Source organism: Chitinophaga oryziterrae (assembly GCF_009758125.1).
Classification (GTDB): domain Bacteria; phylum Bacteroidota; class Bacteroidia; order Chitinophagales; family Chitinophagaceae; genus Chitinophaga; species Chitinophaga oryziterrae.
Map to the genome: position 1 here is coordinate 416,307 of NZ_WRXO01000001.1, position 13,888 is coordinate 430,194.

Consider the following 13,888-nt stretch of genomic DNA (forward strand, 5'->3'; position numbering starts at 1 on the left):
AGTTAGCATCATCAATACGTTAGTTAGTCGGCATTCATTTTCCCCCGGGATAATATGGTTTTCAATAAAAATAACTGCATCATCCGCCAATATTTCACATGTAAATCACCAATCCAAATATATGTTAATTATATCGACTATGACATAACATCTATGTGGTATTTTGACATTTTTTTATTCTTTTTGAAAGTAGTACGCGTTGGCTTGTTGTAAACAAGTGATCACCAGATCGTTAATACAAACATGTGCCGGCAGGGTGGCGCAATAATAAATTGTGTCTGCCACATCTTCTCCTCTTAAAGGAGTAAAGCCCTTGTAAACATTACCTGCTTTTTCTGCATCTCCCTTAAAACGGACCACTGCAAACTCCGTTTGTGCGGCCCCGGGATGTACCGCAGTTACCTTAATACGATATGGCAGCAGGTCTATACGCATGGCCTGGGAAAGAGAATCCACCGCCGCTTTGGTAGCGCAATAGACGTTTCCGTTGGCATATACCTGTTTGGCAGCGGTAGAGCCCAGGTTAATGATATGCCCCTTGCCCTGTGCCTTCAGCCAGGGGATCACAGTGCGGGATACATACAGCAGTCCCTTTACATTGGTGTCTATCATGACATCCCAGTCAGAGAATTCACCCTGGTCAATACTGCTGGCGCCCATTGCCAGGCCGGCATTATTGATCAGTATATCCACAGCCTTCCATTGTTCGGGTATGGCATTCAGTGTGGCCGTTACCGCTTTCTCATCCCTTACATCAAAACACAGGGGTAATACTTTGATATTATGTTGTTGTTCAAGTTGTTGCTGAAGGAGTTGTAATCTTTCGGCACGGCGTCCGGTAATAATAAGATCGTAACCGTTAGCCGCAAACTTTTTTGCACATGCTTCACCGAACCCGGATGTTGCGCCTGTAATCAGAACTATAGCCATTTAATGAATATTTACTTTACCAAAGTTACAGTGCCTTTGCGTAAAATTGTTTTACCAGTGAAATCTTTTCCTTCCAGTATCCAGATATAGGTGTCTACAGGCGCAGGAGCGCCTTTGATAGTGCCGTCCCAGCCGGTACGGAAATCAGTGGAAGAATAGATCAGCTGCCCCCAGCGGTTAAAGATGCGGAAGAAATTATATTCGGTGATGCCCACCGGTATAAAGCGGAAGTGGTCGTTCTGCCCGTCCCCGTTAGGACTGAAAGCTGATGGCACATAGATATCAGGCCCGGTATAATACTTAACATGTATAGAGTCATACCCTTCACATCCCTGTACATCCGCTACTTTCAGCGTATACGTAATATCCTGGTTCCAGTTGACCATCGGGTCCGGCAGGCCGGTATTACTCAGTCCTTCCGGTGGATACCAGTTGTAAAAATCCCCGCCCGTGGCATGTAACTGGAATTGCTGTCCCTTGGCAATGATGGTATCGTTGCCGGCAAAAGGGTGTACTTCATAGATCCTTACATCTTTGGTAAGCGTTGTCATACAGTCATGGTTGGTATACAGTGTTAACGCCACGGTGTATAAGCCGCCTTTATCATAAATAAAGTCTACATGCGGACCATAGGCGCGGTTCAGCATACTATCATCTTCCAGGCCCATATCCCAGCGCCGGTCTGTTATCTTTCCATAGGTATAGGAAGAGTGGTCATCAAATTGTATCAGGCTCCCTTTACAAAAGCCGGAAGTACTAAAATCTGCTGATAGCCCGGGATAATTACTGATAGTTCCTGTAGTACTGTCCGTACACGCCAGGCCGGGGTTCACCACCAGTTTTACTTTATACATCCCGGTATCAGGGAACTGATGCCTGAATACTGTTTTGTTATAGGTGATCGTATCTGTACCATCGCTGAAGCTCCAGTAATAAGCAGAGGTAAAACCGGCATTACTGGAATTGGGAATCAGTACACTGAGGTCAGCATCTGCCACACAATTTTGTAAGAGCGAAGGGAAACCTGCTTTGATACTGGTAGAACAATTGAATACAGTAAGCAGGATGTCCTTATGATGGGTGCCTATCAGCATTTTACTTTTACGGTCATATTCACTCACACATACAGATACAACAAACTGCCCTTCTTTGGTAGGGGTGCCATACAATAGCCCGTTTTCATCAATACTTATCTGCGGGGAACCACCCATGGGGTTGCTGCCTGAATAAGGAGCAATATAGCTCACGGTAGTATTATAAGGCGGAGGATCGGCAGATGCTACTTCATTGCGGGTAGTTCCGCCGGTAAGGGCATCGCAGAGGTTATAGGTAAGACTGTCGCCATCGGCATCATAAGCAGCATAATTATACCTGAAAGGAAGATTGGAGCAGATGACGATAGCCGCATCTTTATTAAAGTGTACACTGTTATTGGTAGGGCGATTTTCCGTACCGGGGATCATCGTATAAAACGTAGAACCTTCATGTTCAGAATCGTAGATATTAGCCAGTTTCTGCCCGCGGCAGCAACGCTGGTAAGTAATGTAATAACCACCTCTGATAGGGGCCAGTGCAATCGTATCACGATAAAAAACTACTTCCAGGTTTTGAGTGCGTGGTGCAAGGCAGGGATTCTTCAGGGTATCACGCAGGGGCTTTGTTTCTTTGATATATATGAGGATAGCATTTTGAACACGTTCTCCCCTGGCATTATAAATGTTTATAGGTACCGGGTTCTCAAAGTGGTCCAGGCAACCCTGAATATCTCCGCAGGTAAAGTCTGCATTACGGTATAGCTTTAATGTGATAACGTATACGTATTTATCACGTTCCGGAGTTATTCCTGCATACTCATAGTAAATCTCGCCGCCAATAATATGGTAACCAGCTGCAGTAACGTGGATTAGAATGCAGCAAAGGGCCAGAATGAAAGATTTGCGCATTAACAGGGGTACAGTAATAGAAATGGTAATTTCCTATAGGAATTTACTGAAAAAAAAATACCCCTGCAACATCAATTAAAACAGTATATACAGCCGTTTGGTAATCATCACTTACCTCAAAAGTGTAACTGTTCCTTTTCGCAAAACAGTTTCATTATTGATGTTTTTCCCCTGTACCACCCATACGTAAGTACCTATGGCAGCAGGTTCTCCATTGTAGTATCCATCCCATCCCTTCATGTATTCATTGGTGCTGTACATTAGTTTTCCCCAGCGGTCGTATACCCGGAAAAACTCAAGTTGCAGAATACCTACAGGCAAAGGACGGAATACGTCATTCGTACCATCACCATTAGGAGTAAAGCCCGTTGGAACATAAATATCCGGGCCGGCAATGAAGCGTATACGAATATCATCTTTACCGGAACATCCTTCTATCGTATAGGCTGTAACAGTATACGTAACATCATGATTGATAATAGTGACCGGATTATAAACAGTAGGATCATCCAGGCCATCTACAGGCGTCCATACATAAGACACGCCTCCGCTGGCATGCAACTGGAATGGCTGATTGAGTATAGCGATCGTATCATTGCCTGCAAAGGCCGGTACCTTCGGCACTACAGATACCCATACGGTATCCGTTACTGCTTTTGGACAACCCTTTGTATCTGTAACAGTAACGATGTACATCGTGGTATCTGTTGGTCTGGCAATCGTACTGGACTGCTGTGGTGTCAGTAATGTAAAGGTGGGGGACCACTGGTAATAAGTACCGCCTGACGCCTGTAACAGTATCTGGTCTCCGTAACAGATCGTACTATCAGCTCCTGCATCAGGAACAGGAGGATCTATCAGCGTGAGCTGCACCGTATCACTGCCACTGCAGTCGCCTAATTCTCCTACGACAGAATATGTAGCGGAAGGAGGATCAGGTGTAATATACAGGTCCGCACTATCACCAACCTGTGCATTGTTGCCCAGGTTATACCATGTAAGCGGATAGTCTCCATCTACAGTCGCATGCAGGTGTACTTCATCTCCTGTACAGATAGTACTGTCTGCACTCGTTTTTACGGTCAGTTTATCTCGTACATCAACGGCTACACTTTTTGTATTTGTACAACCGGTGGCATCAGTGAATGTAACGGTATATGTGGTATCCACCTTTGGTGTAACAACCGGAGTCGCCGTATTGGCGCCGGTGATATTATAATTGGGCGTCCATGCATAAGAACCATTGACCACATTACCATCTACATTACTTTCTGCAAAAAGTGATAATGAGTTGCGTATACACAGCAAAGTATCACCGGTAGTATAAAGTGGAGGATTATTGTACACAATGATATTACTTGTATCATACCGCTCGCATCCTTTGAGTGTTCTCAATAAGAGTACTACCTGGTAATTACCCGGTCCGGGATATTTATACTGGGGACTTTTTAACAACGAGGTATCATCACTGACATTACTAACGCCAAAGTCCCAACGATAATAATTGATCGCATCACTCTGCCCGGATGTGGTAGAGTTATTCCCGAAAGTAGTAATCGTATTACTGCAAAATCCGCTGATGCTGACAGCAGGTTTCAATAATGGGTACACATAGGCGGTCGCTGTTGCACTGTCTCCGCAATTACTTAAACTATCAACATATAATTTCACCGTATACACACCATCCGCAGCATAAGTATGCTGAATCGGATCTGTGCTTGTGGTAGTAAGTGTAGAACCATCTCCGAAGTTCCAGTCGTACGTTTTACCCTCTGTGCTGTTATTGAGGAAAGTAATCGTATAACCGGAGCAGTCATTGTATTTATCAGGCATTGCAGCTACTACTTCTTTCACACAGGTAGTAACGTTCATGTGAAAATCTTTACGATGGATACCAAGCAGCACCCCGTTCCTGTATTCATACACACATACGGTTACTACATATTTACCTGCCGGCGGAGCGATCCCTGAAATAACGCCTGTTTTAGGATCTATGTTTGCACCTGTTCCCAACGGGCCTCCACCGGTATAAGGGCTTTTATAAGGTACGGACGTATAAGGAGGAGCAACAGCAGCAGGAGGAGTAGCTTCTTTATCATTGCTTTTTGTTACCTGTCCGCCGCCATATGCCTCGCAGAATACATAAGAAAGACTATCACCATCTATATCAGTAGCAGAAAAATCATACGTAAATTTCTTACCCGCACAAACCAGTACAGCTTCATCTTTTGCAAATACGGGACTTGAATTACCCGTAGGATTAGATCCCGGTAACTCTGTAAAATAAGAAGCGCCATTACCCGGATAATTATCCTGGTCATCAGCTCTGTGTGTATCAATTATATTTGCCATAGAGTTATCTCTGCAGCAACTCTGGAAGGATACGGTATATCCTGCTGTGTTAATGGGTACTGTAATCGTTGTAATATAAATACCTATCTGGAAACATACTGTTGGAGGGTTTACTATACAGGGATCTACCTGCGCCAATGTCTTTTCTTCTTTGCTGGCACGTGGCACCAGCACCGGAAATCCGGCCGGCTGGCTTCCATCTGTTTTACTGAAGACCCCGAAATATACCGAAGCTGGTAATTCTGCTAAATTATCTGCATGCGTACATACACGGAATAATTTCAGCGTTATCTGGTAGGTGACACCTGTAGAGGTAGCGCTTATATATTTGTATGACATCTCGCCCCCAATAATATGGGAAGCCCGGGATATGAGCCCGCAGGAAAGGATAAAAAGCAGTATGAGGGTTCGTTTCACAATCAGTATTGTTGGCAAAAAAGAATAAACTCCTGTAACAGGCCATTGCTGGCTTCAGGGACTTCCCACATACCCATATGTCCTGTCTCAGGGAATATATGTATACTGCTGGTATAGGGCATAGATACCTGTGGTAATACACCTTTCAGCGGAACTGCCGTATCATCTTTCCCTATTACAAACAACACCGGTACCTGCAGGGATGATAACACAGCCGTACGATCGGGACGGTCGATCATGGCGTGATAATATGATATCAGTGATGCCTGCGGACATTGCATTCCCATTGTCACATAGGCATCCACCTGTTCGGGATGTTGCTGTTTATAAACAGGACTGAACATATTCGGCAATGCTTGTTTTATAAACGCTTCTCCTCCGTATTGTCTTATAATATTGATGGATTTAAGACGACCTTCTTTTTTCTCTTCACTATCAGGAGCCGCTGTAGAGTGGAATAATCCCAACCCTTTTACCATGGCCGGATATTTTTCAGCCAGTGCCAGGGCTACATAACCACCCATAGAATGGCCGATAATCACCGCGCTTTCAATTCCGTCCGCCTGTAAAGTAGAATGAACAAAATCGGCCATACTCTCAATGCTAAGTGGCTCAGTAAGCGGTGTTTGCCCACTGCCGGGTAAGTCCGGAGCTATCACGTAGAATTGTTCGCTTAGGTAAGCCTGCTGTTGTTCCCATATCCGGTTGTTTTCTGCAAACCCATGAATCAATACGACAGCGGGCTCTTTTACTTTGTTTAGAGTACTATTTCCGGCAGAAAGTTTAGTCTGCATTATAAATTATTTATTTAAAACACGGTTAACTTGCCAGATAGCTGACAGGCCTCTGACAAGTAACGAATAATGTAACTCAGATTATATATATGCGTAAACCGCAATCAATCACTTACTATCCAAACGGGTTATGATATCTTCTTCTGCCTGAACCGCAGGTAATAACTATATATGATCAGCAATATACAAAAAGCTGATGCAGCCTTTGAGATAAGATCACCATATTTTACATAGAACGTCAAAATGTAACCGGGTGTTACATTTCCTTTAATAACTCCTTCTTTCCAGTAGGGCAGGGGTTGCTGTATCCTTCCCATAGGGTCTATGATACAGGAGACACCGGTGTTTGCGCTGCGCGCTACCCAGCGTCTTGTTTCAATCGCCCGTAAACGGGCGTATTGCAGATGTTGCCTGTGCCCTTCTGTATTTCCCCACCAGCCATCATTGGTAATAATGAAGAGGAGATTGGCGCCCATACGCACATGCTCTGCCACATATTCTCCATATACAGATTCATAACAGATAGCAGCAGATACTTTAATATGTTTGTTTGTACTGGTCAGTATATTTTCATCTGGAGTACGGCCATAACTACCTGTGATCCCACCCATATCCAATGCCAGGTATTTCATGAAGAACATATAACGGGCATAAGGCACCATTTCCACGCCAGGTACCAGTTTATACTTATGATACACCTGTACGGTCCCGGAAGTATCTATCTGTACCGCTGAATTAAATACATCATACGAAGAGTTATCATCCATACTGCGTGCCGTATATGGAATCTCATCCGGTTTCCCGTAATGTTTAAGGGTAATGGCGCCGCTGATGAGCGTAGCTTTTGGATATTGCTGCAGGAAATAATGGATGCTTTGCGTACTACCTTCGGTAGCCAGGTTATTTTCCCAGGCGCCATTGGTGAACAGGGCTGTTTCCGGCCAGATGATATACGCCGTCTGGCTATCAGTTTTTTGTTTGGAGAGCTGTAATAATTTATCCAGTTGCATGGATGCGTTGTTCTCCGCAAATTTATCGTAGGGATCAATGTTCGGTTGAACGATGACTACGGGGGTAGAAGGGCCTTCCGGTGTTTTGAAAGTATATTGTACCAGGGAACTTAAGAGTAATGGGAGGATGATGATGGCTGCCGGTATCCATCCTGTTTTCCAGATAAAGGTAGAGATGGGTACAGGATAGCGTTTGCGTAACAGCCAGGCGTGATAAATGGAAATATTGCACAGCAGTACCCATAATGTGCCACCGCTTACACCGGTATATTCATACCACTGTATCCAGGAAGGATGCATAGCAAAAGCGTTGCCCAGGCTCAGCCATGGCCAGCTGAACTCCCAGTTCAGATGCACATACTCAAACGTTATCCAATATACGATGAGTGCAAAATAGCTGGCGGTCGTACCTAATCGTTTGCGTATACGATAATATCCCAGCAGGGGGACGCTCATCACCGTGGTATTAATAAGATTGGCTGCCAGTCCGCTGACAGGTACGGTCGTATTACCTACCCACCAGGTGCTGCCCGCATTCCAGATAAATAAAGAAAGATAGATACAGCCGTAGTATTTTCCGGTAGACTCCACCGTATCCGCAAGGCGCAGCAGGGGAATAAATGCAATGAAAATAAGAAAGGTAAGGGGAGAGGTGGGCCATGCTGCCCATAATAGGGCCCCGCCAATAAGACTTAATAATACCGGAACCCATCTTTGCGCACTTCTTTTTGCCATTTCTATTGTACTAGGTATATTATATGAGCTTAATTAATCCCGTCCGATAAGACGGGTTTCCAAAAATAACACTTCACAACCAATACTCCATATCCCTTCCATACAGCGAACACGGCCTGTTATATATAATCCCTTAAATAACAAAGCCCCTTGTCATAGACAAGAGGCCCTATTAATTTATAATTAATTATAATTATCTGCTGTAATTCGGCGCTTCGTTGGTAATTACCACATCATGGGGGTGGTTTTCCTTCACAGTAGCCGGAGATATTTTGATAAACTGAGCGCCCTGCAGGGTAGTAATATCTTTAGAACCGGTAAGCCCCATCCCGGCACGCAACCCACCAACAAATTGCTGGATTACTTCTGCGAGCATGCCTTTGTAAGGAACACGGCCCACGATACCTTCCGGTACCAGTTTCCTGATATCATCTTCTTCCTGGAAATAACGGTCTTTACTACCTTCCATCATCGCTTCCAGGGAACCCATACCACGGTAAGACTTGAATTTACGTCCTTCGTAGATGATAGTTTCTCCGGGGCTTTCTTCCACACCGGCGAAGATAGAACCTGCCATGATGCAGGAAGCGCCTGCTGCCAGGGCTTTCACCATATCACCGGTATAACGGATACCACCATCAGCGATAACGGGTACACCTGTTTTCTTCAATGCTTCCGCTGCATTCATTACAGCAGACAATTGAGGGAAACCAGCACCGGTAACAACGCGGGTAGTACAGATAGAACCTGGTCCTACACCTACTTTCACCGCATCTGCACCTGCTTCTACCAGTGCAAGTGCACCTTCGGCAGTGGCTACGTTGCCTGCTATCACCTGTAATTTAGGGAAGGTCTTTTTCAGCTTCTTTAGGGTGTTCAGTACTGCGATGGAATGCCCGTGAGAGCTATCCAGGCAAACCACGTCCACACCTACGTTAATAAGTGCCTGTGCCCTTTCTATTACATCCGGAGTGATACCTAAGGCCGCACCAACCAGTAAACGGCCAAATGCATCTTTAACCGCATTCGGGTAACTGGTAAGCTGAAGGATGTCCCTGTATGTGATCAGTCCTGCCAGTTTACCGTGTTTATTCACAACGGGCAGTTTTTCTATCTTATTCTGTTGTAAGATCTTTTCTGCTTTCTTGAGGTCAGTCCCTTCAGGCGCTACTACCAGGTTTTCAGAGGTCATTACCTCGTGTACCAGGCGTTTGTGGTCTTTTTCAAAACGGAGATCACGATTAGTAAGGATGCCCACCAGCTTGTCTTTTTCGTCAACGATGGGAATACCGCCTATCTTGTTCTCTTTCATCAGCCTCAGGGCTTCAGCGATGGTGGCATTGGCACGCAGGGTAATGGGATCGATGATCATGCCGCTCTCACTGCGTTTCACCTTTCTCACCTGTTCTGCCTGTTTTTCAATGCTCATGTTCTTATGCAGAATACCAATACCCCCCTGGCGGGCCAGTGAAATGGCCAGTTCAGCTTCGGTAACAGTATCCATGGCAGCAGATACCATTGGCAGATTTATGCGTAAGTTTTTAGTAAGTTGCGTTGTAAGATTTACATCTCTGGGCAATACTTCAGAGTAGGCTGGAACCAGCAGCACGTCGTCAAAGGTGAGTCCTTCTTCAACAAATTTCGGTTTTGATTTTCCGGCAGGCATGTTGCAACTATTTGTCAGTTATTAAATAATTGCACGCAAATGTACGATAAAAAAAGGACAATGCCGCCTAATTTTATACCAATTGGTATTTTCGACCCGGTAAACTCTTTAATATATGCTGCATTTCCATCTGCATCACCAGGCTGTTTACCTGGCTGCCCGGAAGGGGTATCTGCCGGCAGATCTCGTCTATATGTTTCTCTTCCTGTCCGGCAAACAAGGACAGGATCCGCTGTTCTTCCGCACTTAACTCAACAAAAAAAGCCTTTTGAGGATTGGGGAGGGGTTTTACCAGCGGTGCCCATCCCATAACATCCAATATGTCACTGGCGCTGGTGATCAGCATGGCCTTGTTCGCCTTAATCAGCTCATTACAGCCCGCAGCGTTAGGATCTCCTACACGTCCCGGAAGGGCCATTACATCCCTGTTATAGCTATTGGCAATATCTGCCGTAATCAGTGAACCACCTTTAGTGCCACTCTCTATAACAATAGTGACATCCGCCATCCCTGCCACTATCCTGTTCCTTCTGGGAAAGTTCTGTTTATCCGGATTTGTTTCACTGATAAATTCCGTAATCAGTCCACCATTGTTAATCATTTGCATGGCGGTGGATTTATGCATAGCCGGGTAAATACGGTCCAGTCCATGTGCCATCACGCCAAGTGTAGGCATATTATTTTCAACAGCAGTTCTGTGCGCAATAATATCTATGCCGTAAGCCATCCCGCTTACAACTGTCACATTATAAGGCGCCAGTGCTGCTACTAACCTGGCACACATCTGTTTCCCATATTCTCCCGGTGCACGGGTGCCAACTACATTTACGATCCTGGATGCATTGAGATTGGCAGTCCCTTTAAAATACAGCATTACCGGGCTGTCATAACACTGTTGCAACCGTTGCGGATATTTGGGATCTGTATAAAAAACCGGTTGAATATTATACTTCTCTATAAAAGCGATCTCTTTATCTGCTTTCGTAAAATCATTAAATGATTTAATTGCCTGTGCCCTGCTGCTGCCTACATCTTCAATGCATGCAAGCTCCCGCTTGCCGGCCGAAAAAATAGCGCTGGCAGTACCAAAACAGGTAAGCAGTTTCTTCGCAATAACATCTCCTATCTGTGAAATTTGAGTGAGGGCAATTTGGTAACGTAACTCATCTTGCATATTCCTTACTTTTGTGGTCAACATTCCAAATTTATCACTTTACCCCCGGTCTTCCATGCAAAAGTTCACCTTTTTATTAACATTTGTTCTGCTCGCTTCCACGCCAGCCTGCAAAATAGTAAAACCAACTGTGTCGAAAACTACGTTAGTTCCCTATGGGCCTGCATTCGCAGCTTTATGGCAACAACGGTCTGCCGAGTATAAAGCACTCTGTTTTCAGGCATATAATATCGCTGAATTACGCCTGAATGAGCGCCTGCAACAGGCACATGAAAAGCCACTGGCAATCGTAACAGATATTGATGAAACCATTCTCGATAACAGTCCTTATACGGTGCATACTTCTCTGCACGGACAATCATACTCAGATAAAACATGGTTTGAATGGACTGCAAAAACTGCTGCTGATACTGTTCCTGGCGCGCTGTCTTTTTTACAGTTTGCAGCATCAAAAGGAGTGCATATATTTTACATTACCAACCGTGCAGAAACAGAACGTGAAGTTACCTTAAAGAACCTGCAGCACTGGCATTTCCCGGATGCTGATAATGCACACCTGTTATTAAAAACGACTACTTCCGGCAAAGAAAGCCGCCGGCAACAGGTAGCAGCAACACATGATATTGCATTGCTGATGGGAGATAATCTCAGCGATTTTGCAGTGATATTTGATAAATTGCCTTCAGATCAGAGGGAACAGGTAACAAAACGATCAGCAGCTGATTTTGGTAACCGCTTTATAGTATTACCCAACCCCATGTACGGAGATTGGCTACCGGCAATGTTCCAGTACAACTATAAAAGAAGCACTCCGGAAATGGATTCAATATTAAAAAGCAAACTGAAAGATTATTAGAGAACGTTTATCATTTATAAAAGGAATGGCCCGCAGTTGCGGGCCATTCCTTTTATAAAAATCTTTATCAGGATCTTAATAAGTAAAACACAAAATCTTGAACTCTGTTCTCCTGTTCTCCGCTCTTCCGGCTTCTGTAGTATTAGGCGCTACAGGCATCGTCTCTCCATAACCTTTCGGCTGCAATCTCCACTCTTCAATTCCCTTACTTACCATATACTGTACCACCGCCTTCGCACGGCGTTCAGACAATTGCATATTATCATAATCACTCCCCACATCATCTGTATGTCCACCCACTTCTGTCGTCATCATAGGGTTATCTTTCATCAACGCTACAACCCTGTCAAGCTCAGGGAAGGATTGTGGTTTCAGCACATACTGCTTGCTGTCAAAGAAGATATTATGCAACACCAGTACCGCTGCTGAATCAATCGTCTGAAGAGGAATATTCTTCTCATAAGAAGAATCCTGGTCCCCTGCGTTCTTCAAAGAGAAGTTATCAGAGTAAAACAAAAACCCTTTCTTATTCACATTAAAAGCATAGTCTTTTCCAACCGGTAATGTCACCAGGTAATTACCATATTCATCACTCTTAATATTGGCAATATTAAAGCCGGTAGCCACATCCGTCAGTTCTATATTCGCTATTAAACGACGGTTGATATTTTTCGCATCATGCACAAAACCTCTCACATACAACGTCTTCAAAGGTCTTGCAGCAGGATACAACTCAAAGCTGTAAATATCCAGTTCCCCCCTGCTGTCCGCACGGTCAGAAGCATAATAGGCGGTCTTACCATCAGAAGCTACTACCAGACTAGCTTCCTCATCAATCGTATTGATAGGGTAACCAAGATTGGTTGCCGGTCCCCAGCTACCATCCGCCTGACGGCGTGAGTAAAATATATCCATGCCTCCATACCCCTGCAAACCATTGGACGCAAAGTATAAGGTCTGGTTATCCGCATGAATAAAAGGGGTCGTTTCCCTGCCTTTGGTATTAATGTTAGGGCCTAACCTTTCCGGTACGCCCCATTTACCATTTGGCTGCAACTGACTCATAAAAATATCAGACCCGGCATCCGGTGTCTCTTTAGCAAAATAGAGTGTTTGTTTATCAGGAGATAAGCAGGGCTGGGATTCCCAGTCACGGCTGTTTATTGGCGCTCCCATGTTAATCGGTTCTATCCACAAGCCTTCCTGTGTTTTTAATGTGTAATAGATATCACAACTACCTCTGCCTCCGGGGAAATCACACCCGGTAAATACCAGCATTTTTCCATCCTGGGAAATATTCTGCGCGCCCTCATTAAAAGAAGAGGAGTTCACAGGCTGACCAATACTCACTGCTGGTCCCCATCTGGAACTATCATCTTTTTCAGACACATAAAAATCCTCATTCCTGCCATTCACACGCCTGGTAAAAATGAGTGTTTTATTATCAATTGTAAGAGAAGGAAAGTATTCGGGATCTTTAGTGTTGATGCTGTCTCCCATATTATGTGGTTGAAAGGGAACAGCCTGCTGGGCCATGTTTACCGCGAAATCCAAATTCACTTTCAGGGCTTCGGCCTTGGCGCTTTTTACTTTATTGGTAGCGATATAAGCATTCACCAGTTCCAGTGCTTCTTTAAAACGACCTACCCCGGACAATGCCTTACAATAGGCCAACATAGCCGGTCTGGTGGAAGCGCTGTCCAGGCGTACCAGTACTTCAAAGCTATTGATAGCTTCCTTATATTTTCGCATTTCAACAGAGGTGATCACCATCTGTCCGTAAGCATCAGTAAATCCGGGTTCAGTTTTAATGGCATCCTGCAGGAGTGAAACCGCATCTTCCAGCTTATATTCCCGAACAGCCATCTGTGCTTCATCAAAACTTTTCTGGGCCTTTTTTTTCGCAGTTTCATATGTCACTACCTGGGCATGCAAACCGGCACACGTCACAAGACAGATCAGGAGTAATAAGACTTTATTCATAACATACTATTGTCATCGCTGGACAATA

Annotated in this window: 9 protein-coding genes; 1 reads left to right on the forward strand and 8 read right to left on the reverse strand. The window is 44.6% G+C overall.

Annotation, left to right across the window (positions count from 1 at the left end; genetic code table 11):
- Window positions 1-174 precede the first annotated feature (174 nt).
- From GO495_RS01790 to dprA, 7 genes are all read right to left on the reverse strand, one after another.
- A complete protein-coding gene (locus GO495_RS01790; RefSeq protein WP_157297991.1) occupies window positions 175-930 on the reverse strand; it encodes an SDR family NAD(P)-dependent oxidoreductase in 756 nt (251 codons plus the stop codon).
- Between the two features lie 11 nt (window positions 931-941).
- A complete protein-coding gene (locus GO495_RS01795; protein ID WP_157297992.1) occupies window positions 942-2,873 on the reverse strand; it encodes a T9SS type B sorting domain-containing protein in 1,932 nt (643 codons plus the stop codon).
- A gap of 111 nt (window positions 2,874-2,984) precedes the next feature.
- A complete protein-coding gene (locus GO495_RS01800) occupies window positions 2,985-5,564 on the reverse strand; it encodes a PKD domain-containing protein (protein WP_157297993.1) in 2,580 nt (859 codons plus the stop codon).
- 80 nt (window positions 5,565-5,644) lie between these two features.
- Window positions 5,645-6,436, reverse strand: coding sequence for an alpha/beta fold hydrolase (locus GO495_RS01805; protein ID WP_157297994.1), 792 nt, complete (start codon window positions 6,434-6,436; stop codon window positions 5,645-5,647).
- A 128-nt stretch (window positions 6,437-6,564) separates the two neighbouring features.
- Entirely contained in the window at window positions 6,565-8,181 is a 1,617-nt protein-coding gene (gene lnt, locus GO495_RS01810) for an apolipoprotein N-acyltransferase (protein ID WP_157297995.1), read from the reverse strand.
- 193 nt (window positions 8,182-8,374) lie between these two features.
- The gene (guaB, locus tag GO495_RS01815; protein WP_157297996.1) at window positions 8,375-9,847 is read right to left on the reverse strand and encodes an IMP dehydrogenase; all 1,473 of its coding nucleotides are present in this window, start codon (window positions 9,845-9,847) and stop codon (window positions 8,375-8,377) included.
- Window positions 9,848-9,920: 73 nt separating this feature from the next.
- Complete coding sequence (dprA, locus tag GO495_RS01820) at window positions 9,921-11,021, reverse strand: DNA-processing protein DprA (RefSeq protein ID WP_157297997.1); 1,101 nt, start codon at window positions 11,019-11,021, stop codon at window positions 9,921-9,923.
- Window positions 11,022-11,076: 55 nt separating this feature from the next.
- On the opposite strand from dprA, the gene GO495_RS01825 reads away from it, so the two are divergent.
- A complete protein-coding gene (locus GO495_RS01825) occupies window positions 11,077-11,877 on the forward strand; it encodes a 5'-nucleotidase, lipoprotein e(P4) family (protein WP_157297998.1) in 801 nt (266 codons plus the stop codon).
- Window positions 11,878-11,952: 75 nt separating this feature from the next.
- Here the strand turns inward: GO495_RS01825 and GO495_RS01830 are convergent, their stop codons facing one another.
- Entirely contained in the window at window positions 11,953-13,860 is a 1,908-nt protein-coding gene (locus tag GO495_RS01830; RefSeq protein WP_157297999.1) for an OmpA family protein, read from the reverse strand.
- Window positions 13,861-13,888: the final 28 nt, after the last annotated feature.

Bases quoted from the DNA above. Each gene is read 5' to 3' on its own strand.
- GO495_RS01790 (WP_157297991.1), bottom strand. From the start codon at position 930: ATGGCTATAGTTCTGATTACAGGCGCAACATCCGGGTTCGGTGAAGCA.
- GO495_RS01795 (WP_157297992.1), bottom strand. From the start codon at position 2,873: ATGCGCAAATCTTTCATTCTGGCCCTTTGCTGCATTCTAATCCACGTT.
- GO495_RS01800 (WP_157297993.1), bottom strand. From the start codon at position 5,564: ATGTCATACAAATATATAAGCGCTACCTCTACAGGTGTCACCTACCAG.
- GO495_RS01805 (WP_157297994.1), bottom strand. From the start codon at position 6,436: ATGCAGACTAAACTTTCTGCCGGAAATAGTACTCTAAACAAAGTAAAA.
- lnt (WP_157297995.1), bottom strand. From the start codon at position 8,181: ATGGCAAAAAGAAGTGCGCAAAGATGGGTTCCGGTATTATTAAGTCTT.
- guaB (WP_157297996.1), bottom strand. From the start codon at position 9,847: ATGCCTGCCGGAAAATCAAAACCGAAATTTGTTGAAGAAGGACTCACC.
- dprA (WP_157297997.1), bottom strand. From the start codon at position 11,021: ATGCAAGATGAGTTACGTTACCAAATTGCCCTCACTCAAATTTCACAG.
- GO495_RS01825 (WP_157297998.1), top strand. From the start codon at position 11,077: ATGCAAAAGTTCACCTTTTTATTAACATTTGTTCTGCTCGCTTCCACG.
- GO495_RS01830 (WP_157297999.1), bottom strand. From the start codon at position 13,860: ATGAATAAAGTCTTATTACTCCTGATCTGTCTTGTGACGTGTGCCGGT.